Annotated in this window: 23 protein-coding genes and 1 other RNA gene; 10 read left to right on the forward strand and 14 right to left on the reverse strand. The window is 64.7% G+C overall.

What is annotated here, in order from left to right; genetic code table 11:
- Positions 1-172: 172 nt before the first annotated feature.
- Entirely contained in the window at positions 173-1,420 is a 1,248-nt protein-coding gene (locus LT948_RS00745; RefSeq protein WP_023092171.1) for an aminotransferase class V-fold PLP-dependent enzyme, read from the reverse strand.
- Positions 1,417-1,851, reverse strand: a complete 435-nt coding sequence (locus tag LT948_RS00750; protein ID WP_003114204.1) for a RidA family protein — start codon at positions 1,849-1,851, stop codon at positions 1,417-1,419. Before LT948_RS00750 ends, LT948_RS00745 begins: the two co-directional genes overlap by 4 nt.
- 220 nt (positions 1,852-2,071) lie before the next feature.
- On the opposite strand from LT948_RS00750, the gene LT948_RS00755 reads away from it, so the two are divergent.
- A complete protein-coding gene (locus LT948_RS00755; protein WP_003085661.1) occupies positions 2,072-3,025 on the forward strand; it encodes a LysR family transcriptional regulator in 954 nt (317 codons plus the stop codon).
- On the opposite strand, the gene LT948_RS00760 is transcribed toward LT948_RS00755, so the two are convergent.
- Positions 2,998-3,882: a LysR substrate-binding domain-containing protein gene (locus tag LT948_RS00760; protein ID WP_003140892.1), complete on the reverse strand. Its 885-nt coding sequence runs from the start codon at positions 3,880-3,882 to the stop codon at positions 2,998-3,000. The two genes, LT948_RS00755 and LT948_RS00760, sit on opposite strands and share 28 nt — an antisense overlap.
- A gap of 100 nt (positions 3,883-3,982) precedes the next feature.
- On the opposite strand from LT948_RS00760, the gene LT948_RS00765 reads away from it, so the two are divergent.
- Positions 3,983-4,408, forward strand: coding sequence for a VOC family protein (locus LT948_RS00765; RefSeq protein WP_003140891.1), 426 nt, complete (start codon positions 3,983-3,985; stop codon positions 4,406-4,408).
- A 30-nt stretch (positions 4,409-4,438) separates the two neighbouring features.
- Here LT948_RS00765 and LT948_RS00770 read toward each other — a convergent pair whose 3' ends face one another.
- Positions 4,439-4,711 (reverse strand): hypothetical protein, encoded by a 273-nt coding sequence (locus tag LT948_RS00770; RefSeq protein ID WP_024947448.1) that lies wholly within the window; start codon positions 4,709-4,711, stop codon positions 4,439-4,441.
- Positions 4,712-4,917: 206 nt separating this feature from the next.
- Between LT948_RS00770 and LT948_RS00775 the strand changes: the two genes are divergently transcribed.
- From LT948_RS00775 to LT948_RS00785, 3 genes are all read left to right on the forward strand, one after another.
- Complete coding sequence (locus tag LT948_RS00775; RefSeq protein ID WP_052155056.1) at positions 4,918-5,178, forward strand: hypothetical protein; 261 nt, start codon at positions 4,918-4,920, stop codon at positions 5,176-5,178.
- A 292-nt stretch (positions 5,179-5,470) separates the two neighbouring features.
- Positions 5,471-5,836, forward strand: a complete 366-nt coding sequence (locus LT948_RS00780) for a type II toxin-antitoxin system RelE/ParE family toxin (RefSeq protein WP_003111825.1) — start codon at positions 5,471-5,473, stop codon at positions 5,834-5,836.
- A complete protein-coding gene (locus tag LT948_RS00785) occupies positions 5,829-6,152 on the forward strand; it encodes an XRE family transcriptional regulator (protein ID WP_003111824.1) in 324 nt (107 codons plus the stop codon). The genes LT948_RS00780 and LT948_RS00785 overlap by 8 nt, the downstream gene beginning before the upstream one ends.
- A 381-nt stretch (positions 6,153-6,533) precedes the next feature.
- Here the strand turns inward: LT948_RS00785 and LT948_RS00790 are convergent, their stop codons facing one another.
- The 7 genes from LT948_RS00790 to LT948_RS00820 all read right to left on the reverse strand — a co-directional run bounded on the left by LT948_RS00790 (position 6,534) and on the right by LT948_RS00820 (position 12,008).
- On the reverse strand, positions 6,534-7,622 hold the full coding sequence (locus tag LT948_RS00790) for a DUF3396 domain-containing protein (protein WP_033995173.1): 1,089 nt from the start codon (positions 7,620-7,622) through the stop codon (positions 6,534-6,536).
- Positions 7,623-7,638: 16 nt separating this feature from the next.
- A complete protein-coding gene (locus tag LT948_RS00795; protein WP_031756445.1) occupies positions 7,639-8,340 on the reverse strand; it encodes a VRR-NUC domain-containing protein in 702 nt (233 codons plus the stop codon).
- Positions 8,337-8,855, reverse strand: a complete 519-nt coding sequence (locus LT948_RS00800; RefSeq protein ID WP_003140886.1) for a PAAR domain-containing protein — start codon at positions 8,853-8,855, stop codon at positions 8,337-8,339. Before LT948_RS00800 ends, LT948_RS00795 begins: the two co-directional genes overlap by 4 nt.
- A 173-nt stretch (positions 8,856-9,028) precedes the next feature.
- A complete protein-coding gene (locus tag LT948_RS00805) occupies positions 9,029-9,364 on the reverse strand; it encodes a TM2 domain-containing protein (RefSeq protein WP_003140884.1) in 336 nt (111 codons plus the stop codon).
- A gap of 242 nt (positions 9,365-9,606) precedes the next feature.
- Positions 9,607-10,245, reverse strand: coding sequence for a hypothetical protein (locus tag LT948_RS00810; RefSeq protein ID WP_003109444.1), 639 nt, complete (start codon positions 10,243-10,245; stop codon positions 9,607-9,609).
- A gap of 470 nt (positions 10,246-10,715) precedes the next feature.
- Positions 10,716-11,068: a transfer-messenger RNA gene (ssrA, locus tag LT948_RS00815) on the reverse strand.
- A 61-nt stretch (positions 11,069-11,129) separates the two neighbouring features.
- Complete coding sequence (locus LT948_RS00820) at positions 11,130-12,008, reverse strand: hypothetical protein (RefSeq protein ID WP_015503429.1); 879 nt, start codon at positions 12,006-12,008, stop codon at positions 11,130-11,132.
- An 87-nt stretch (positions 12,009-12,095) separates the two neighbouring features.
- On the opposite strand from LT948_RS00820, the gene LT948_RS00825 reads away from it, so the two are divergent.
- Positions 12,096-12,779: a TetR/AcrR family transcriptional regulator gene (locus LT948_RS00825; RefSeq protein ID WP_003085795.1), complete on the forward strand. Its 684-nt coding sequence runs from the start codon at positions 12,096-12,098 to the stop codon at positions 12,777-12,779.
- Positions 12,780-12,887: 108 nt separating this feature from the next.
- A complete protein-coding gene (locus tag LT948_RS00830) occupies positions 12,888-13,829 on the forward strand; it encodes an alpha/beta fold hydrolase (protein ID WP_003085798.1) in 942 nt (313 codons plus the stop codon).
- A gap of 134 nt (positions 13,830-13,963) precedes the next feature.
- Here LT948_RS00830 and LT948_RS00835 read toward each other — a convergent pair whose 3' ends face one another.
- Complete coding sequence (locus LT948_RS00835) at positions 13,964-14,797, reverse strand: metal-dependent hydrolase (RefSeq protein WP_003109433.1); 834 nt, start codon at positions 14,795-14,797, stop codon at positions 13,964-13,966.
- Positions 14,798-14,921: 124 nt separating this feature from the next.
- On the opposite strand from LT948_RS00835, the gene oruR reads away from it, so the two are divergent.
- From oruR to LT948_RS00850, 3 genes are all read left to right on the forward strand, one after another.
- Entirely contained in the window at positions 14,922-15,941 is a 1,020-nt protein-coding gene (gene oruR / locus LT948_RS00840) for an ornithine utilization transcriptional regulator OruR (RefSeq protein WP_003114220.1), read from the forward strand.
- Between the two features lie 101 nt (positions 15,942-16,042).
- The gene (locus tag LT948_RS00845) at positions 16,043-16,684 is read left to right on the forward strand and encodes an MBL fold metallo-hydrolase (RefSeq protein WP_003085806.1); all 642 of its coding nucleotides are present in this window, start codon (positions 16,043-16,045) and stop codon (positions 16,682-16,684) included.
- Positions 16,685-16,789: 105 nt separating this feature from the next.
- Complete coding sequence (locus tag LT948_RS00850; protein WP_003085808.1) at positions 16,790-17,503, forward strand: OmpA family protein; 714 nt, start codon at positions 16,790-16,792, stop codon at positions 17,501-17,503.
- A 69-nt stretch (positions 17,504-17,572) separates the two neighbouring features.
- On the opposite strand, the gene LT948_RS00855 is transcribed toward LT948_RS00850, so the two are convergent.
- Both LT948_RS00855 and pta read right to left on the reverse strand, forming a co-directional pair.
- Positions 17,573-18,487 carry an acyltransferase gene (locus LT948_RS00855; protein WP_033995171.1) on the reverse strand — a complete coding sequence of 305 codons (915 nt, stop codon included), beginning with the start codon at positions 18,485-18,487 and terminating at the stop codon, positions 17,573-17,575.
- Between the two features lie 126 nt (positions 18,488-18,613).
- Positions 18,614-20,728 carry a phosphate acetyltransferase gene (pta, locus tag LT948_RS00860; protein ID WP_003085813.1) on the reverse strand — a complete coding sequence of 705 codons (2,115 nt, stop codon included), beginning with the start codon at positions 20,726-20,728 and terminating at the stop codon, positions 18,614-18,616.
- Positions 20,729-20,738: the final 10 nt, after the last annotated feature.

Below are 20,738 nucleotides of genomic sequence, written 5' to 3' on the forward strand. Positions count from 1 at the left end.
GCGGGATCGTTATGCGTTGTTCTACGAGAGGGATTTAAACCGCATGGCGGCGGCCGTGCGCGGCGCATTCGGCAACGCTCGTTGCCGCCGGCACAAAGACCTTGCGCAAATCGCCCGGCGTTGCGCCAACCGCCGGCACGGCGGCGCAACGTTGCCATTCGCGCAAGGTCGCTCAACTGGCGGCGCGCTGTCGCAGGCAATCCTCCAGGGCCTCGCCGAGGCGCTCGATCTCGCCGTCGTCGGTCAGGTAGTGCGGAGTCAGGCGCAGTACCCCCGGCAGCGCCTGCTCGCGCAGCGCCCAGCGGGCATACTGCGGGCCGATGTAGGAGGCGTTCACGCCGCGCGCGTGGAGGCGCTTCAGCCATTGCTCGCCGCTCAGTTCGGGGGCCGCGTAGGTCATCAACGCGCTGGCGTGCGGCCCTTGTTCCAGCGGCGTCCAGCCGAGCCGGCGGTAGAGCTGCTGGGCGATGCGTTCGCGCAACTGGCGGTTGCGTCGGGCGATGCGCCGGACATCGGTCTGCAACAGGTAGTCGCAACTGGCCTTGAGCGCCAGGCGCAGCCCCGGGTTGAACTCCGAGCATTCGAAGCGCCGCGCGTCATCCCGCGCCTGCAGGGCGAAGGCGTCGCTCCATTGCGCGCCGCCGACGTCCAGCCCGTCGGGCAGGGCTAGGCGCTCCAGGGCACGTTCGCCGAGATAGAGCACGCCGAGTCCCTTTGGCCCGCGCAGCCACTTGCGTGGCGGGAACACCAGCACGTCGCAGCCGGTCGCCTCCACCGCCAGCGGCAACTGGCCGACCGCATGGCTGGCATCGAGGAAGAACAGCCCGTCATGGGCGCGGATGCGCTCGGCTACGCCCTCCAGCGCGGTAGCCGCGCCATGCCCGGTGGGCACCGCGCTGAGCGACAGCAGCGGCGTCTGGCCGGGGGCGAGGTCGTGCAACTGCTCGTCGAGCCGTTGCAACAGCTGTGCGGCGTCGCCGCGTGCGTCGATCAGGCGCAGCTCCAGCCCGCGCTGCTGGCGCGCGGCGAGCAGGCACAGGCTGTTGGAACCATATTCGTCGAAGCTGCTGATCGCCCGTATCCGTGGATGGACGGCCAGGGCCGCGGCAAAGGCCACCGACCAGGCGCGGCTGGCGCAGTCGAGCAGGGCGATGTGCCGTGGCTGGGTGCCGAGCACTCGCGCGACGCTGTCGCGGACCGCCAGCAAGGGCTCGGCGAAATGCTCGGCGGCGCGCTGCACGCCCCAGCGCCGCTCGGCTTCCAGCCAGCTGTCGAGGGCGTCGTAGAGCACCTGCGGCGGCAGGCTGGCGGAGCCATGGGCGAAGTGCGCGTAGCTGCCCCAGGCCGGGGTCTCGCGGCGCAGGCGCAGCAGTTCGTCGGCACCGAAGGCGTCGGGGCCGGCGGGGAAGAGCGCGCTCATGGCCGCACCGCCGCGATCAGTTCCACCTCCACCGCGGCGCCGCGCGGCAGCTCGGCCACGCCGACGGCGGCGCGGGCGTGGCCGCCGCGCGCGCCGAGCACCTCGTCGAAATACTCGCTGGCGGCATCGATCACCGCCGGCTGCTGGACGAAACCCGCCGCGCTGGCGACGTAGCCGGTCACCTTGAGCAGCCGCTCGACCCGTTGCAGGCCGCCCAGCGCCTCCTCCAGCGCCAGCAGGCAGCACGCCGCGCAGAGCCGGGCGGCCTGGCGGGCCTGTTCCAGGTCGAGTTCGCTGCCGACCTTGCCGGTCCAGCGCAGCTCGCCGTGCTGGCGCGGCAACTGGCCGCTGACGTAGGCGATGCCGGCGTGGAGCACCACCGGCTGGTAGGCGCCGCCGGCGACGATGGCCGGAGCGGGGGATGTCTGCATGGTCCTGTCCTCGTGGCGGACCCGCCCGGCCACGATGCTCGGGCGGGTCGATGGCTGGAAAAGCGCGACCTCACTACTGTGGGCCGGTTTTCCCGGTCTGTTTTGCGGGAGTCGACGAGCTGCTTGCCAAATCGGCAAAACAAACCGAACTTTAGCCTTGCAACAGGCACCGCCGCGCGAAGTAGACTGAAAACGCCCGACCGTTGAGGAACGCGCAACGATGATCGACCTGGTGATGCTCAAGGACTTCCTCGTCCTCTGTCGGATCAAGAGCTTCAGCCGTGCGGCGCAGGAGTGCCATGTCTCCGTGTCCGGGCTCAGCCGGCGTATCCAGACCCTGGAACAGTGGCTTGGCGCGCCGGTGTTCGAGCGCCACAAGCACGCCCTCGAACTGACCGAGGCCGGCCGCCAGTTGCAAGGCGTGGCGCAGGACGCGGTGCGCGCCCTGGACAACCTGCGCCAGTCGATCCGCGAGCGCGACGAAGACGCCCAGCGGCGCATCCGTTTCTGCGCCCCGCACATCCTCTCCTCGGTGTTTTTCCCGCACTGGATTCCGCGTCTGCAGGCGGACTTCCGCAGCGCCAAGTTCAGCGTCGACTGCGATTACCTGCCGCAATGCCTGTCGCGCCTGCGCGACGGCTCGGTGGACTACGTGGTGGCGTTGCTCGACGAAGGCGAGGCGGTGTCGCGCCGCCTGGGCATCGACAGCGAAGCCGAGTTCCAGCGCCTGGAGCTTGGTCACGAACAACTGGTGGCGGTCTGCGCGCCGGACGCCGCCGGCCAGCCGCTGTTCAACCTCGACCGCCTGCAGACCGAAGCGCTGTCGTTCCTCGGCTACTCCGAGGAATGCCACCTGGGCTGGGCCCTGGAACCGCTGCTGCGCGACAGCGGCCTGTTCCTCCAGCGCCATCACAGCTCCAGCCAGACCGAGGGGCTGCGCTTCTTCGCCCAGTCGCGCCTGGGCGTCGCCTGGCTGCCGCATACCCTGGTCCGCGAGGACCTCGCCAGCCGTCGCCTGGTGCGCGCCGGCGGCCAGCGCTTCGACGTACCGCTGCGCTACACCCTGATCCGTCGCCGCCTGCCGCTACCCGGCGAGGCCGAACGCCTGTGGACCTTCCTCGGCGAGCTGGCGCGCCCGGCGCCGCGCTACGCGGTGGTCGGCGCGGCCTCCTGAGCCGCCGTCTCGGCGAGCAGGGCGCGGCGGAATTCACCGACCAGGTCGTCCTGCGCCGAACCGCTGCGGCTGACCATCACCAGCTCGCGCTGGAATTCCAGCGCGCCCAGTTCGATCACCCGTACCCGCGCCGGCTCGCGTAGCCACAGCCCGGCCCGGGGCAGCAGCGCCACGCCGAGACCGTTCTCCACCATCCGCGCGATCGCGTCGATCTCGTCCAGCTCCATCACCTGGCGCGGCCTGAGCTGCTGCGCCTCGAGGAAATCGCCCACCAGGCGACCGCCGAAGGACACATGGTCGTAGCGGATGAACGGTTGCGTGCGCAGCAATTCCAGCGCATCCGTCGCGGTGCATTGCGGCGGCGCGATCAGCACGAACGGCTGGCGCTCGACCCGTTGCGCGGAGAGCCCGCGCGGCAGGTTGAACGGCGGGCGGATGAGGATCGCCAGGTCCAGTTCGGCGGCGTCCACCTGGTCCAGCAGGTGCAGCGAGACGCCCGGCACCACCTGCGGCTCGATGTGTGGCGCCTGTTCGGCGAGGCGCTTGAGCACCTCCGGCAGCAGCCCGGTCTGCGCCGTGTTCACCGCACCGATGCGCAGGCGTCCGCGCGGGCTGTCGCCCTGGCCGATGCCGTCGAACAGCGCGAGGATCTGCTCGGCCGTACGCACCGCCTGCCGCCCGGCCTCGTTCAGGTGCGCCGCGCGCGGCGTGCGCTTGAACAACTCGACGCCGACGCTGCGTTCCAGCGCGCGTATCTGCGCGCTCACCGCCGACTGCGTCAGCCCCACCTGTTCCCCCGCCGCGGCGAAGGAGCCCCGGCGCGCCACGGCGACCAGGGTGCGGAGTTCGCGGATCATCCAAGCCTCGAAAAAAGTATTGCTCAGGCGAAATATTATGCGCTTTCCATCGAAATCGGCACGGCAAATAATCCCGGCACACCCACAGAGGAACCGCGCCATGAGCCTGATGCCCTTCCACCTCGCCATCCCCGTCCACGACCTGCCCGCCGCCCGGCGCTTTTACGGCGAGGTCTTCGGCCTGAGCGAAGGCCGCTCCGCCGAGCACTGGGTCGACTTCGACTTCTTCGGCCACCAGTTGGTCATCCACCAGCATCCGCAGACCGATTCCCAGCGCCACGCCGGCAGCAACCCGGTGGACGGTCACGACGTGCCGGTGCCGCACTTCGGCGTGGTCCTCGCATGGGACGACTGGCACGCCCTGGCCGAACGCCTGAAGCAGCGCGGCACCCACTTCGTGATCGAGCCCTACATCCGCTTCAAGGGCCAGGTCGGCGAGCAGGCCACGCTGTTCCTCTTCGACCCCTGCGGCAACGCGCTGGAGTTCAAGAGCTTCCGCGACATGGACCAGTTGTTCGCCAAGTGAGATTGCCGGCGCTCCGCCTGGAGGCTGCGCTTACTGCGCGCAGTCCGTGCAGAACTCCAGCGCCGCGCAGCTGGACTGCTCATCTGGCAGGCTCGACGTCGCGCACTCTTTCTTGCGCACCACGCTACCCAGCGGCGCCAGCTTGAATCGCTTCGGCGGCGGGCTGGCCGGCTTTGCGCTTTCCGTCCCGTCGAGGTCGGGCTTGAAGGCGTGTTCAAGGTCGCCCAGGCGTTCGTCCAGGGTGGCGGAGCAGGCGAGGGCGGGCGTCAGGGCCAGGATGAGCAGGAGAACGCGGTAGGGCATGGGGTTTCCGGTGTGGGTGGCGATGCGCTGGAGCCGGGCACGGCATCCCCGCATGACGAGGAATCGAAGCGGCCATTCAAGGCGATTGCGTGTTGGCGATGGGATGCGCTCGCCCTCTGTTTGGCATTTTGTGAAGCGCTTCGCACCTTGCCCGAGCGGCGCCTTGTCCTGGCAAAACCGTCACCGCACAGTCCCCTTCCACCTTCATCCCCCTGCGACGCACCTCGCAATGCAACCAGCATCCCGGCTGCGCCACCCTCTACCTGGACAGCAGCGCAGCCAGCGAAGACCTGTTCGACACCGCCCGCCGCCGGCTGGAGTCGGCGATCGGAACGCTGAGCGTCCTCGACCTGTTCGACGAAACCGAAGACCGGCGAAAGCACCGCCGCATCACCGGCTCCTTGCTGTCGTTGCTCAGCGACGCCCTGTCGCTGTTCGAGGCGGAGTACGCACGCAGACAACGATAACCGACGGAGGCAGTGCCCCCGGCCCGTTCTCGTTAATGGTCATAAATGGCCAAGGCTGGGCAGGACTGGGGCTGGAGAGGAGGGGACGGGCCAAGCTCTGTGCTATGCCGGCCTGTATGGGCGAGTAATTTCGACACTTTTTCGACACACGGAATGAGGCTGCCTCGCGGGTCCTGGTGCGTCCATCTGGGACCGGATCGTCTTCAGGACTCCGTGCGCTCGGTCCGTTGTCGGGAAGCGCTCTCTTTGAGTAGGATTCCTTTGATGGAATATTCCCTGGGGGTTATATTTTGTGGCGTGGGATATCGAGTACACCGACGAGTTCGGTGATTGGTGGGGTTCTCTGTCTGAGGATGAGCAGGAGTCGCTAGCTGTGACGGTTCGCTTGCTTGAGGAGCGAGGGCCATCCTTGGGGCACCCCCACAGCAGCGGCATCAATGGCTCCCGCCATGGCCATATGAGAGAGCTACGGACTCAACACGGCGGGCGACCTTTCCGAACGCTTTACGCGTTTGACCCCAGACGCTCCGCGATACTGCTGATCGGTGGCGACAAGACTGGCGATGATCGTTGGTACGAATTGAACGTGCCTATTGCCGACCGCCTCTATGACGAACACTTGCACCAGCTCCGTGAGGAGGGACTGATCGATGGCTAAGAAATTCTCCGACCTTCGGGCGCAAATGTCGCCTGAGGCACAGGCCCGCGTCGAGGCCAAGGCCCAGGAACTGTTGGCTGAAATGCCCCTGAATGAGTTGCGCCAGGCTAGAGGTTTGTCGCAGAAGATGCTGTCTGAAGTGCTGCAGGTGCAGCAGCCGGCAATTGCCAAGATGGAGCGGCGTACGGATATGTACATTTCCACCTTGCGCAGCCACATCGAAGCCATGGGCGGCCAGCTGGAAGTGATTGCACGCTTCCCGGATGGTGCGGTGAAAATCAGCAACTTCGCGGATATCGAAGAGGCAGGCGCCTAAGGCTATTCGTTACGACAGTTCTTCGACTTCAAAGCCTTATAGCTGTTTCCAATTTAAAGGTATTTTAGATATCACCGATAAGAAGTAAATGACGCCAATGGAGATGGTCTTATGGGTTTGAAGAAGTTTTAGTAAGGTGTAAAGAAGACAGATTTTGAGTTTGAGTTTGAGTTTGGGTTTCGAGTCGCGAATCTATTAAAGAGGGATGGTTGTTGAATAATAAGTAATAGATACTGTTTGGGTGATATTGAAGGCACGATTAGATAGGTTGAATTCTTGCTTATAAGCACTCTTGTGAGGGGCAGATATTTTTTCTGTCAGGCTCGCCTCATAGGGAGTTTAGCCTTGACGAGCACTTTTGATCCCAGAAAACGTAAGCCCCTACAGGCGCTCCGGCAGCGTATTCGTCGCGTCCAGGTAAGGCTCAGCGCTGAGCAGTTTGTCGCGCCACCGGGGAATCTCGCTGTCTTCCACATCCAGCCGTTTCAGCCATTGATCGGCCGCCCAGCCCACCAGCCGCAATTCGCCGTCGTGGGAGCCGCCGTGTAGCGAGCCGACGGTTTCATAGCGAATGCCTTTGAGCGCGTGGTTCAGCAGCACATACGGAGCGGGTCTGGAGTCTTCCGCATCACCCGCGATATAGGGATAGGCACCGGCCTGGATTACCACGCCATCGCCGTAGCGGTAGAAGGCAAAGTGGCTGGAGGGCAGTTGCGCACGCAGGGCATCGAGCCCGCCGGCCAGCGCCAGGCGCTCGTTGTTCAGGAGGGTTAGCCAACTGACAGTTTTGATTCTTGTAGGTTTGAACTCGGGAGTATTGGCCAGCAGACAAGCCGTCCCTACATCCAAACCCGGCATACGCGCCGCCATAAAGGCTTCGGAGGGCTCGTCATTGTCCCAACTGGTCGGCGAGAGATTGTAGGCATGCCCCGCATACCCCTGCTCCGGCTCTAGTCGCCGTGCGAAGTCAATAAACAGCTGTAGGAAATCCAATGGCTGCCGCTCTTGATATAGCAGAGGTACGGAGAACTCCAGAACACTAAGATCATGGCCCATTTTGGCTTGCCAGCTCCGCTTGCCGTAAATATCAAACAGCCAGGCGCCTGCATCGCGGGATTTCTTGCCGCTGGTGTAGCAGAAGCTGAGATGATCGTCTTCATCCATTGCCCCCATCATCTCGCGCAGTGGTTGGGTGTCACGGTATGCGGTCAGTGGCTTTCCTTGTGCAGGCTCTTCACGCCAGAGCCAGGTGAGGTGAGGCTCTGCCAGGCGCTTGAACTCATCGAAGCATTGGCATAATGACTCACGTACCAGTGGGGTATGGGCCTCTTTGAAGTAGAGAGTACCACGTAGGCAAAGCACGGCACCGATATAGTCTTCGGGGCCGCCCTTCATCAACAGGTTGCCGGCTATTTCCAGTAGATGGGGTTGCTTGGCTAACTCTGCAGCCAGATCGAATGGCTGTTCCATGGGCTTTTCCTCTTGATCAATAGGCGGGAATCATCGGGCGAGGGGAACGGCCTCGGGTCAAGACGAACATCACTCCACCTGCGATGGCGACGGCCCACCCTGCTTGCTCTACTGGCACCTTGGATCGTTGATTTTCCTGGCCACAGTCGCAGTCGGAGGGTTTCATTTCAACAATCTTGTTCTTGTTGCCGGCAATCGCTGCATAATCCTCAAGTTGTTCCCTATTATGTGGGTCAGGCGGAAACTTCATCTCCACCACCTGTTTGATATTGTCCTGGGTTGGCGGCCTGTTGGGATTCTGAACGATGATCACGTCGGGCCTGCGAATCATTCCTTTCCCTGGCTTGAACGGCGGATGCTCCGGATCTTCATCCCAATACTTGCTGATCCATCCCGGTATCCAGCCATGTGGACTGTTACCGGTCTGGCTATCGAGAATCGGCTGCGGTGGGTTCTTGGTCATGTCGTAGCTGACCTCGGGCTTGTAGGGGCTGCGTCCCTGGAGAACTTCGTCCAACTCTCCCAGCCGCTGTGCCACGCACGCCTGCTTGAGGCTTTTGCCATCCTGGCTGAGGTTGGGCGTGCTGCTGCAATGGCAGACCGCCGAGCACAGCACCTTCTTGTCCTGCGGATCGAGCCTGGATTCCAGGGGGCCGACGGGGTTGGTCCTGCCTTCGGGGCTCATGCCTCCCCGGGACAGGCTGGGCTGGTCGCTCATGCGTCGCCCCTCTGCACCAGGTCGATGTAGAGGGTCTCCGCGGTGGGGCGCTCGATCCAGGAGGTCATGCCGTCGGCATCCGTGGTGTCGAAGGCATTCCAGCCGCCACTCGACCAGACCCTGACCCGGCGTCCGGCGACGGGCTTGCCCGTTTCGTGGTCGATGAGCTGGAAGCGCCCGGAACAGGGCACGCTGTTGCGGTTAAGGGGAAGGGCGGGAGCGCGCGGGGCGGGCGTGAAGACGTCGCCGATGAGTACCGTCCCCGAGCCGCCGATCACCACGTTGCCGTGCGCCCCGATACTACCCAGCGTCACCGCCGGTAGGCCGTTGATGAGTACCGTCGACGAAACGGCTGAGATCATCGGGCTTCCGCAGGCTGAGGTGTCGCCTTGCCGTGCTGCCGGCAGGCCGTCGAAAACGACGTCGGGAGAGCCCTGGACGATGGGGTTGCTGCCATGCCCTGGCACTGGGCAGGTCGTTGGATCGGTGACGCGGGCGGCGGGTTTTCCACTCATGTGCGGGTCCTTGCATCAGTGAGATGTGCTGGCCGTTCTGGCGGCCAATTCGGGATTGAACGAGTCGGCACCTATCGCCAGCGGAAGAAACGCAGAAGGGGACTTCTCCTTGTCCCACCTCCCGGCATTGGTTTCTTCTCCGGCCCGCCGAGGACCGTAGCGAGGTGCGCCGGTCAGTCTTGAGGGTGCGACGCGGAAGCGCCGGCTACCTGCAGCGCTGCAACTTCCAGCCGGGCGTCGCGGCGGGTCTGCTCCGTATGGCCCTGGATGATGCCGGGAATCAGGAAGGCATCGACGATCCACCAGATGCCGGTAATGATCAGGGGGAACAGGGTGAAACAACCGATCAGCGTGATGATCAGTTGGGTAACCGCCGTGCCGGTTTTCCCCAGGTAGAAGCGGTGTGCGCCGAAACCGCCCAGGAAGAACCACAGAAGATAGGCGGTGCCGGTGGATTTCTGGGCGTTGGAAACTTTCTGCTCCACGAGCATTTCAGACTGTAGTGACATGAGTTTTCCCACTGATCCATGCGGAAGACATGGTGGGAATTGAAACGTTGCCAACGGTGTTTTTTCAAGCGTCCAGTCTGAGGATGTTTTTGATTTGTAGTTTTATTGCGGGGCTCTGGAAGAGTCGGCCAGGAGTCGGAACTCCTGGGCTTCGTAGAAGTGCTTAAAACAAACTGGCGAGTGGCTGGAGTTTATTGGCGAAAGGCGTCCGGCCGGGCGCCTTTCGCTTTTGTCCGTTAACTTCATAGTGGCGTGGTTTCGAACTTTATCTTTTGATAGTTCTCGAAAATGAACCTGTCTTCCGGCGACAGGGCCGTTTCGTCGAAGGGCAGGATCGCGCCGTCATGCATGACCTTGTAGTCGCGAGAGGTGATTTTCGTCTCCGCCGTGGTGAATGTACTCATGAAGCGCTTATGGGCATCCCCCTGGAACTCCTTCCTGTGCTGGAGGAAGTAGGCGAAGTCCATGTGCCCAACCATGAAGACGATGCTCCAGTCCTTCCTGGCGGCTATGTCCCATTTCCACATGGCGGAGAGTTTCCGCCTAATGGCCTGGTCGGACTCCCTCAGGGCCTTCTTGAGACAGTCGAAGGCGTAGGTACTGTCTATGTCGAATTCGCAGATGGTCAGGTAGTTCACGAACTTTTCGCCGAAGACACAACTGGAGCCGAGGGTGAAAATCTCGTATCCCGGGTAATACCTGCGAAAGAAATCAAGTTCCGTCAGGAACCAGTCTTCCAGTGCGGGTCGGCTGCTCTTTCCGTAGACGTTCTTGACGATGTCTGGCGTATATTCGAACCCTTCGCTGGTGCAGGTTAGAACGTTCTTCTCATCTTTGGCGATGACTATCCTGTTTTTTGCTCCTTTCGGTTCCTTTTTCATTTTTCTTGTCCTTCGAGCGTCTGTGGAGGCCGGTTTATCGTGTTTTGGAATCTCTGTTTTAGGTTTCGCTTTCCAGGGATATAAGACGCCTGCTTACCCTGGTAGTGAGTGTCTAGCTCAAATTCTTTTTCTGTGCTTGACGAAAAGTATGCGTCGGTTTCTCGGAGGCTCGTTTTCTTGGACGGGGAGTTTCGAACCTGAATCCATGAATGTTTTCCTGCCAGCGTTCCAGAGCCTTGTTGGCGGCGGAGTCGAACGGTCTCATTAACAGATTCGGGAAATATCATTCCGCGCGTCCGCAACCAAAAGAGCGGGCTGGCGAAGCTCGCCGGGTGTCGGTCACGGTAGGGGAGGGAGCAGCAAGGCGAGCCGGCAACAGGAAAGGCCCGGCGCTGGAGGAGCAGGCAAGGGACTGGGCAAAGAAAAAGCCCCTGAAATTCACGGAAAATCAGGGGCTTATCGTTTGCGTTTGGTGGAGCCGGGGGGATTTGAACCCCCGTCCGCCAGCTCTCCGCTATCGGTTCTACATGCTTAGCCAGCTCTACTGAGTTAACTCCGCGCCGCCCGAGTGGCAGGGTGCTTGGAGCGAGCTGTATGAGTTTTAGCCGTTACGTCTACAGCGAACTTGGCGGCGATCCTGTTCTATCTGACAGTCGTTTCGGGTTTACAGGCATCCCCTAGCGACTGCTAGCCGCATTAAGCAGCTAGAGCGTAGTTGTCGTCGTTGGCAACTATAAGTTTGCAGCAGCGAATTTACGAGTTCTGCTACCAGCTCGGCATGCCCCTCAAGTTTTGTTACCGGCGTCGAATCCTAATCGGCCCCAAAACCTTGACAGGTCGACGACCAGTCTACGGCAAAGGGCTGCGAGAGTCCAATCCGCCGCTCATAAACCTTTGACGCCGCTGGGTTTCCCCTCCGGAGGCGGGCTCAGGTCCAGGGGTTTGTCCGGTGCCTTGGCGTTCCGCCCGGGCGCCAGCTGTTTTTCCACGTCGGCCTGGATCGCCTGCAGCACCGGTTGCAGGTCGCGCATGTTGTCGCGGACCTCGGAGTAAGGGTGGTCCTTGGCGAAAGCGGCGATGCGTTCCAGCAACTGGGCGCGCACCGGGGAGGGCAGGTGGATGAACAGCTCGGGCATTTCCTTGGCCAGCTCGGCGGAGTAGAGCACCAGGTCCTGGCGCTCGAACTGGGCGGTGAGGCCGAGGTAGTCGAGGGCGCTGCCGGTGAGCATCGCCGCGGCCGCCTTGGTTTCCTGCATGCCCTGCAGACGCGCGGGGTTGCGCTGTTCGGCCTGGGACAGGGTCATCCAGAATTCGACGGTGAGGGTGAACAGGATCGACTGCTCGCGCAGCGAGTAGCTCATCAGGCCCAGCGCCTCGGCGCCGTAGGGCTGCTTGGCGGCGCGGAAGTCGAAGTACAGGCGCATCAGCTCCTTGAGCTTGAACAGCACTTCGCGGGCCTCGTTCTGGCGGATCTCCAGGGGGCTGTAGATGTTCAGCTGCGGGCGGAAGTTTTCCTCGCTGACCATGCGCAGGTAGAGCGGCCCGGTGAATTCGCCGCTGCGTCGCGGCAGGGCGTTTTTCTGGGTTTCCTCGATCTTCTTCAGGGCGTCGATCAGCACCTGGTAGTCGTGGCTGTCCCAGGGCTTCTGGATGTCCGGGATGCGCTGGCCGAGGTAGTAGAGGTCGGCGGCCGCGAGCGGGCGGCCGAGAACCAGTAAAAGGATGGCCAGCGGCCAGAGCAGGCGGCGTGATAGGGTCGGCACGGACTTTCCTTGCGGGGCGCGTGGATCGGCCTAGGTTAGCGATGGCCGGGGCCGCCGTCACCCCGCGCTTCGATTGGGGCGGACGGGATGGCAACGGCGCAGTGGGACGGCTTGCAGGCGGTATTCGAGGACCTCGGCGGCTACGGCGCGCTGGCGCGCCAGGCGGCGCAGGGCGAGGGGCCGCTGGTGGGGCATCTGCAACGGACCAACATCCAGCTCGCGGCGATCCCGGTGTTCACCCGCAAGGGAGTCGCCGAGACCACGGTCAACGACCTGCTGGAGGCGGCGCGGGTCTCGCGGCGGACTTTCTACAAGTATTTCGCCGGCAAGCTGGAGGTGCTGGAAAGCATCTACCACAGCGCCGTGCAATTGCTGCTGGCGCGCTTCGGCGGGCTGCGCAGCGAGGCCGGCAGCGACGAGGACTGGCTGCGGGCGATGGTCTCGCTGTTCTTCGACTACCACCTGGCGGTCGGTCCGATCATCCGCATGATGCAGGAGGAGGCCCTGCATGCCGGCTCGCCGCTGGCGGCGCACCGGCAGCGCGCGCACCTGAAGATTATCGAGCTGTGGGCCGAGCGCCTGGGCGCCCAGGGTGCGGCCCACGATGCGCTGACCTACCGGGTGCTGATCTGGGCGATGGAGGCGGCTTCGCTGGAGCTGCTCAATGCCAGCGACCCGCTGGAGCTGCCGCGGGTCAAGCGGGTGCTCGGCGACCTGCTGGTGGGTACGCTCTGTCCCAGCACCCAGGCTCCGACGAGACTGCAAGGGTAACAGCCGGGCAGTCGCCGCTCGCGCCTACAGAACCTAGGTTGGGCTCGCAGCCCGCCGTGGCCATGCTCTGATGCCCTGTCATAACAACAAGACGGGAGACGTGCGTCCATGTCCGCGACACCCTATCTGCTGCAACCGCCGCTGGCGGTCGGATTCGCCCGCCTGGGCTTCGGCTCCCTCTCGCTGGAGTCGTTGCGCGAGCGCTACGCCGCACCGTCCAGCGGCTCGCGCTTCATCGAGCTGGACGGTTTCCCGCTGCACTACCGCGACGAAGGCAGCCGCGACAAGCCGGTGCTGGTGATGATCCACGGCGTGGTCGCCTCGCTGCACACCTGGGACGACTGGGTGAAGGCGATGTCGCCCTACTTCCGCATCGTGCGCTTCGACGTGCCGGGCTTCGGCCTGACCGGGCCGGGGCGTGACAGCCGTTACTCCGGCGAGCGCATGGTGGCGATCCTCGGCCAGTTGCTTGATTTCCTGAAGATCGACAAGGCCTCGATCGCTGGCAACTCCCTGGGCGGCTATATCGCCTGGAACTTCGCCCTGGCGCAGCCGCAGCGAGTGGAGCGGCTGGTGCTGATCGACCCGGCCGGTTACCAGATGCGCAAGGTGCCGTGGATGATCGCCTCGGCGGCGCTGCCCGGCTCGACCCTGGCGATGCCGCTGTGGATGCCGCGGGCGCTGATCGCCCAGGGCATCAAGGAAGTCTATGGCGAGCCGGGGCGGATCAAGCCGGGGGTGGTCGACCGTTACTACGACCTGAGCCGCCGCCCGGGCAACCGCAAGGGCATGATGGAGATCTTCCGCGTGTTGCTGAAGGTCAACCGCGAGGAACTCGGCACCTCCGGCGAACGCATCGCCCGGATCGTCGCGCCGACCCTGCTGATGTGGGGCGAACGCGACCGCTGGATCTCGCCGAAGCACGTACCGCTGTGGCAACGCGACCTGCCAGGGATCCAGGTGAAGACCTATCCGGGCGTCGGGCATATCCCCATGGAGGAGATTCCCGAGCAGACCGCGGCGGATGCACTGCGCTTCCTGATGGCCTGATCCCAGGCCGTCATGAAGAAGCCCGCGCTGGTCAGTCGCGGGCTTTTTAATGCATGGACGAAAGGCCGAAATACCAGGCAGGGCAGGGAAGCGATGCAAGCCCCTCTCGCGGCGCGGAGGGGCGGCGAGGAGGGTCAGGCGGCCTTCGGTTCCGGTTCGAACTGGTCGCGGTACTGCTCGATGAGGTGCAGGTTATTGTGCTGCCAGGGGTGGAAGTCCTTCTTGTAGAAGTCCAGGTACACGCCCACCAGCGAGCGGAACACGCCGTCCTTGCCCCACAGCCACTTGATGCCGTCGCGCCAGACCTTGAAGTTCCACAGCAGGCCGTCGCGCTTGAGCATGTGGACCAGGCCCTTGGTGGTGTCGAGGGCGAAGAAGAAGGTGCCCTGGACCATCGCCCGGCGGCGCAGCCTGGCCTTGCCGTTGACCAGCATGAACACGTCGTAGGCCACCGCCTTGTGCTCGGTTTCCTCCAGTGCGTGCCAGCGCCACAGGCGGGCCATGGTCGGGTCGGCGCCTTCCAGCCACCTGGGGTTGCTCAGCAGGCCGTCGGCCATGATCGCGGTGAGGTGCTCCAGGGCCGCGGTGGCCGCCAGTTGCCGCGACGGGTGCAGTTTCTGCTGGGCGAAGCGGATGCGCCGCTTGGCACCGCCTTCCAGGCGGTCGATGTCGTAGCCGAGGGCGCGCAGGCGGTCGCTGTAGACCAGGTGCTCGCGGCTGTGGTGGCCTTCCTGGCCGATGAAGCCACGGATCTGTTGCTTCAGCGCCGGGTCCTCGACCCGCTCGCGGTAGTGGCGCACGGAGTCGATGAAGAAGCGCTCGCCATCGGGGAACAGCACCGACATGGCGTTGAACATGTGGGTCTTGAAAGCGTCGCCGCTGTGCCAATGGCGCGGCATCGGATCGGGCAGGTCGAAGTCCAGATGACGCGGGCGGATCTCCAGACCTTCGGGGGTGGTGCTGGCCATAGCGGCTCCCTGTGATGGTGAAGGACCATGGGATCGACTATCGCTTGCGGGGGATAGCCTCACAAGGTTATCTTCTGCCAACTTTCCGGTCATATCCGGCCAGCGGTCAGAACAATAAACAGCCATGAAACAACCGCTCAATTTCACCGCCGAACTGGTGCCGGTGGCCTATGCCGAGGCACTCCTCGATCTCGTCGCAGAGTACGGCGTGTCCCGCCAGGCGCTGTTCGACGCTGCGCGGGTGCGTCCCGAGGTGCTGGACAGCCCGAACGGCCGCCTGTCCTTCCTCGACTTCAACCAGCTCACCTACAGCGCCCAGGCCCTGTGCGGCGAGCCGGCGCTGGGGCTGGTGCTCGGCCAGCGCCTGAACGTCTCCGCCCACGGCATCCTCGGCTACGCGGTGCTGTCCAGCGCCAACCTGGGCAAGGCCATCCAGTTCGCCCTCAAGTACTACCGGGTGCTCGGCCTGGCCTACGAACTGGAACTGGTGCTCGATGACGGCCGCGCCGAGTTGCGCGCGGTGGAGTCGATGCCGCTGGGCGCCGCTTCGGTGTTCGCCGCCGAGGGCCTGATGGCGACGCTGTATTCCATCGCCTGCTTCCTGGTCGGCGAGCCGTTGCAGGACGTGCGGGTCGGCTTCGCCTATCCGCCGCCGGCCCATGCCCGGCGCTACGCCGAGGTGTTCGGGGTGGCTGCGGAGTTCGAGCAGCCCTGGCACTGGCTGAGCATGCCCAGCGAGTACCTGGAACGACCGATGGCGCTGGCCAACCCGGCCACGGTGCAGATGTGCGAGCAGCAGTGCGAGGCGCTGCTGGCCACCCTGGACGTCCAGGAAGGCCTGCTGACCCGTGTGCGCCGCCTGCTGCTGGCGCGTCCCGGCGACTTCCCCGACCTCGAACAGGCCGCCCGCGAACTGCACACCAGCGGGCGCAGCCTGCGCCGGCACCTGTCGTCGCTGGGCACCACCTACCAGCAGGTCCTCGACGATGTGCGCAAGCGCCTGGCCCTGCAATACCTGACCACCACCCAGCTACCGCTGTACGAGATTGCCCTGTTGCTCGGCTTCAACGACTCGTCGAACTTCCGCCGGGCGTTCCGCAAGTGGACCGGCAAGCTGCCCAGCGACTACCGCGAAGCGCCCTGAGCCGACGCCGACGGTCCTCGGCACCAGGCGGATGTGCCATGCTTGGCGTTTCATAGAAATCCATGGCGCGCTTGCCGCGCCGACCGTGATCGGAGTCTTGCATGTCGACATCCCCCGCGCTGATCCGCGAAACCTTTCCCGTCGGGCCTTTGCAGTGCAACTGCACCATCATTGGCGATCCGCTGACCAGGAAGGCCATCGTCGTCGATCCGGGCGGCGACCACGAACTGATCCTGCAGCGCCTCGACCGCCTCGGCCTGCAGGTGGTCAGCATCATCCATACCCACGCGCACCTGGATCACTTCCTCGCCTCCGGCGAGATGAAGAAGCGCACCGGCGCCAGCCTGCACCTGCACAAGGACGACCAGTTCCTCTGGGACAACCTGGAGATGCAGTGCCAACTGTTCGGCGTGCCCTACACGCCGGTGCCGGCCCCGGACCGCTGGCTGGCCGACGACGAGGAACTGGCCTGCGGTTGCGGAGTGGCACTGCACACGCCGGGGCATACGCCGGGCTCGATGAGTTTCTGGTTCCCCCGGGCGAAGCTGCTGATCGCCGGCGACACCCTGTTCCGCCGTGGCATCGGCCGCACCGACCTGTGGGGCGGCGACTCGGCGGCGATCCAGCGTTCGATCAGGCAGCGCCTGTACAGCCTCGACGAGGACGCCACGGTGGTCGCCGGCCACGGCCCGGACACCACGCTGGGCGAGGAGATGCGCGAGAATCCCTTCGTCAGGGGCTGAAAAGGATTTTTCCGAGCATCGGGAATTTTGCCACCTGGCTATGCTCTAAGATGTCGGCCGCCCCTCACGCAGGGGCGTTTCAGTACCTCGAGGAGTAGTTTTCCCATGTTCACCTCCCGTTGCCTGCCTCTGGCCGCAGCCGTCACCGCACTGGCGCTGCTCGCCGGTTGTGCCAACAACAACCCCTACGACACGCAAAGCCAAAGCCAGGGTGGCATGAGCAAGACGGCCAAGTACGGCGGACTGGGTGCGCTGGCCGGCGCCGTCGCCGGCGCCGCGATCGACCACAACAACCGTGGCAAGGGCGCGTTGATCGGCGCTGCCGTTGCCGGCGCGGCCGCCGCGGGTTATGGCTACTACGCCGACAAGCAGGAAGCCGAGCTGCGTCGGCAGATGGAAGGCACCGGCGTGGAAGTGCAGCGCCAGGGCGACGACATCAAGCTGATCATGCCGGGCAACATCACCTTCGCCACCGATTCGGCGAACATCGCTCCGAGCTTCTACGCGCCGCTGAACAACCTGGCGAACTCGTTCAAGCAGTACAACCAGAACACCATCGAGATCGTCGGCTACACCGACAGCACCGGCAGCCGCCAGCACAACATGGACCTGTCCCAGCGTCGTGCGCAGAGCGTGGCCGGCTACCTGACCGCCCAGGGCGTCGACGGCACCCGCCTGAGTACCCGCGGCATGGGCCCGGACCAGCCGATCGCGAGCAACTCCACCGCCGACGGTCGCGCGCAGAACCGGCGCGTCGAGGTCAACCTGCGACCGGTTCCGGGCGCCCAGGGCCCGGCGCAGACCCAGCCGCAGTACTGATCGCGGCCTGGAAGAAAAAGCCCGCCATTCGGCGGGCTTTTTCATGGGCGCTGGTCGGCGCTCTTCGTCCTACGCCTTGGCGTTACCGGGAAACTCGCGGTGCAGGCTGTCGAGCAACTGGTCCTTGCGCTCCCACAGCTGGTTGACCCATTGCTGGAATTCCGCGCGGTAGCCGGCGTCCTGGTCGTAGCTCTTGCCGACGAACTGGCGCGGAATCTCCAGTTCCTCGAAGCGCACCACGACGTCCTTCAGGCGTCCGGAAAGCAGGCACCAGAAGGTCGGGCTGCCGTCCGGGTAGTGGATGGTCACGTTGACCAGGGTCTTCAATTGCTCGCCCATGGCGTCGAGGACGAAGGCGATGCCGCCGGCCTTGGGCTTGAGCAGGTGGCGGAACGGCGACTGCTGCTCGTCGTGCTTGGCGCGGGTGAAACGGGTGCCTTCGAGGAAGTTGAACACCGCTACCGGGATGCGGCTGAACTTGGCGCAGGCCTTGCGCGTGGTCGCCAGGTCTTGGCCTTTCTTCTCCGGGTGCCTGGCCAGGTAGGCCTTGCTGTAGCGCTTCATGAAGGGGAAATCGAGGGCCCACCAGCACAGGCCGATGATCGGGACCCAGATCAGTTCCTGCTTGAGGAAGAAGCGCAGCAGCGGGATGCGCCGGTTCAACTGGTATTGCAGGACGAGGATGTCGACCCAGCTCTGGTGGTTGCTGGTGACCAGGTAGGAGTGTTGGTACTCCAGGCCCTCCAGGCCCTGGACGTTCCAGCGGGTGCGCTGGACCAGGTTCATCCAGCCCTTGTTGCAGGCGATCCAGCCTTCGGCGATCAGGCTCATGATCTTGCTGCACATGCGCTGGGCGGCGGCGAACGGCAGGAGCAGCTTGACCAGGGTCATGCCGAACAGCAGGCAGGCCCAGCACAGGGTGCTGGACACCAGCAGCAGGCCGGCCAGGGAGCCGCGCAGGAAATGGGGGAGAAACGACAGCATCAAGGAGTCCTTGTACGTAGGCGCCCGGCCAGGGCCGGGCGCGTGGAGCGGGGCGTGGTCCCGCCGTTCACATGGCACATCCTCGTGCCTGGCCGAAGCCAGTGCCGCCCACTGGGCGGCGTTCCTTCAGGCCGGGGCCTGGGCGTCCGCCTGGATGGCGGTGAGGGCGATGGTGTAGACGATGTCTTCCACCAGCGCGCCGCGCGACAGGTCGTTCACCGGTTTGCGCAGGCCTTGCAGCATCGGCCCGACGCTGACGCAATCGGCGCTGCGCTGCACCGCCTTGTAGGTGGTGTTGCCGGTGTTCAGGTCGGGGAAGATGAACACCGTGGCCTGCCCGGCCACCGGGCTGTTCGGCGCCTTCTGGCGGCCGACGCTGGCGATGGCGGCGGCATCATACTGCAAGGGTCCGTCGATCAACAGGTCGGGGCGCTGCTCGCGCGCCAGGCGGGTGGCCTCGCGAACCTTGTCGACATCCACCCCGGAACCGGAGTCGCCGGTGGAGTAGCTGATCATCGCGACCCGTGCAGGGATGCCGAAAGCCTGCGCCGACGCGGCACTCTGCACGGCGATCTCGGCCAGGTCACTGGCCGAAGGATCGGGATTCACCGCGCAATCGCCGTAGACCAGCACCTGGTCCGGTAACAACATGAAAAACACTGACGACACCAGGTTGTAGCCGGGCGCGGTCTTGATCAGTTGCAGCGCCGGGCGGATGGTGCTGGCGGTGGTGTGGATGGCGCCGGAGACCAGGCCGTCGACCTCGTCCAGGGCAAGCATCATGGTCGCCAGGACCACGCTGTCCTCCAGTTGCTGCTCCGCCATCGGCGCGTTCAGCCCCTTGCCCTTGCGCAGCTCGACCATCGGTTCGACGTAGCGCTGCCGCACCAGGTCCGGGTCGATGATCTCCAGGCCTTCCGGTAGCACGATGCCCTGGGCCTGGGCCACCGCCTGGACCTCGTCCGGCTTGGCCAGCAGCACGCAGCGGGCGATGCCGCGCGCCTGGCAGATCGCCGCCGCCTGCACGGTGCGCGGCTCGCTGCCCTCGGGCAGGACGATGCGCTTGCCGGCCTTCTGCGCGCGTTGCACCACCTGGTAGCGGAACGCCGGCGGCGACAGGCGCAGCTCGCGCGGCGTACCGCAGCGCTGCTTGAGCCATTCGAAATCGATGTGCCCGGCGACGAACTCGGTGACCCGCTCGGCGCGCTCGCGGTCGTCCACCGGGATTTCCTTGTTCATCCGGTTCAGGTTGGTCGCGGTGTCGTAGGAGCCGGTGGCCACCGACAGCACTGGCAGGCCTCCCTGCAAGGCGCCGCGGCAGAGTTCCATGATCCGCGGGTCGGGCGGGAAGTCGCTGCACAGCAGCAGGCCGGCCAAGGGTACGCCGTTCATCGCGGCCAGGCTGGCGGCAAGGATGATGTCGTCGCGGTCGCCGGGGGTCACCACCAGCACGCCGGGCTTGAGCAGTTGCACGGTGTTGGGCACGGCGCGGGCGCATAGCACGATCTTCTGCACCCGGCGCTGCTCGTAGTCGCCGGCGTTGATCACCCGTGCGCTGAGCAGGTCGGCGATGTCGCGGGTGCGCGCGGCGTTGAGTTCGTCCTGCCAGGGAATGCAGCCGATCAGGCGGAAGTCGTCGCGCAGCAGCGGCGAGTGTTCGGTGAGGCGCCGGGCGAAGTCCGCCACGCCGTCCTCGGCGTTGGCCGCGTCGGCCTCGCCGCGGACCTTGTTGAGGATCACCCCGAGCACCTTCGGGTCGCGCGGGCCGCCGAACAGTTGGGCCTGGATCTCGATACGGTCGGTCAGTTCGGTGAGCGTCTCGTTTTCCGGCGCGGAGACCAGGATCACCTCGGCGTCGAGACTCTTCGCCAGGTGGAAGTTGACCCGCGCGGCGTAGCTGGCGTGACGGGTCGGTACCATGCCTTCGACGATCACCACGTCCTTGTCGGCGGCGGCGCGCTGGTAGAGGCTGATGATCTCTTCGAGCAGTTCGTCCAGTTGGCCGTCGCCGAGCATCCGCTCGACCTGGGCCAGCGGCAGCGGCTTCGGCGTATCCAGGCCGTGGGTGCGCGCCACCAGTTCGCTGGAGCGCTCCGGGCCGAGGTCGCCGGGATGCAGCTGGGCGATGGGTTTGAAGAAGCCGACCTTCAGCCCGGCGCGTTCCAGGGCGCGAAGCAGGCCGAGGCTGATCGAGGTGAGGCCGACGCCGAAACCGGTCGGGGCGATGAAGAAGGTATGCATCTGGGCTCCT

It is taken from the genome of Pseudomonas sp. CP-1, assembly GCF_021213715.1.
In the GTDB taxonomy this organism is placed as follows: Bacteria; Pseudomonadota; Gammaproteobacteria; order Pseudomonadales; family Pseudomonadaceae; genus Pseudomonas; species Pseudomonas aeruginosa.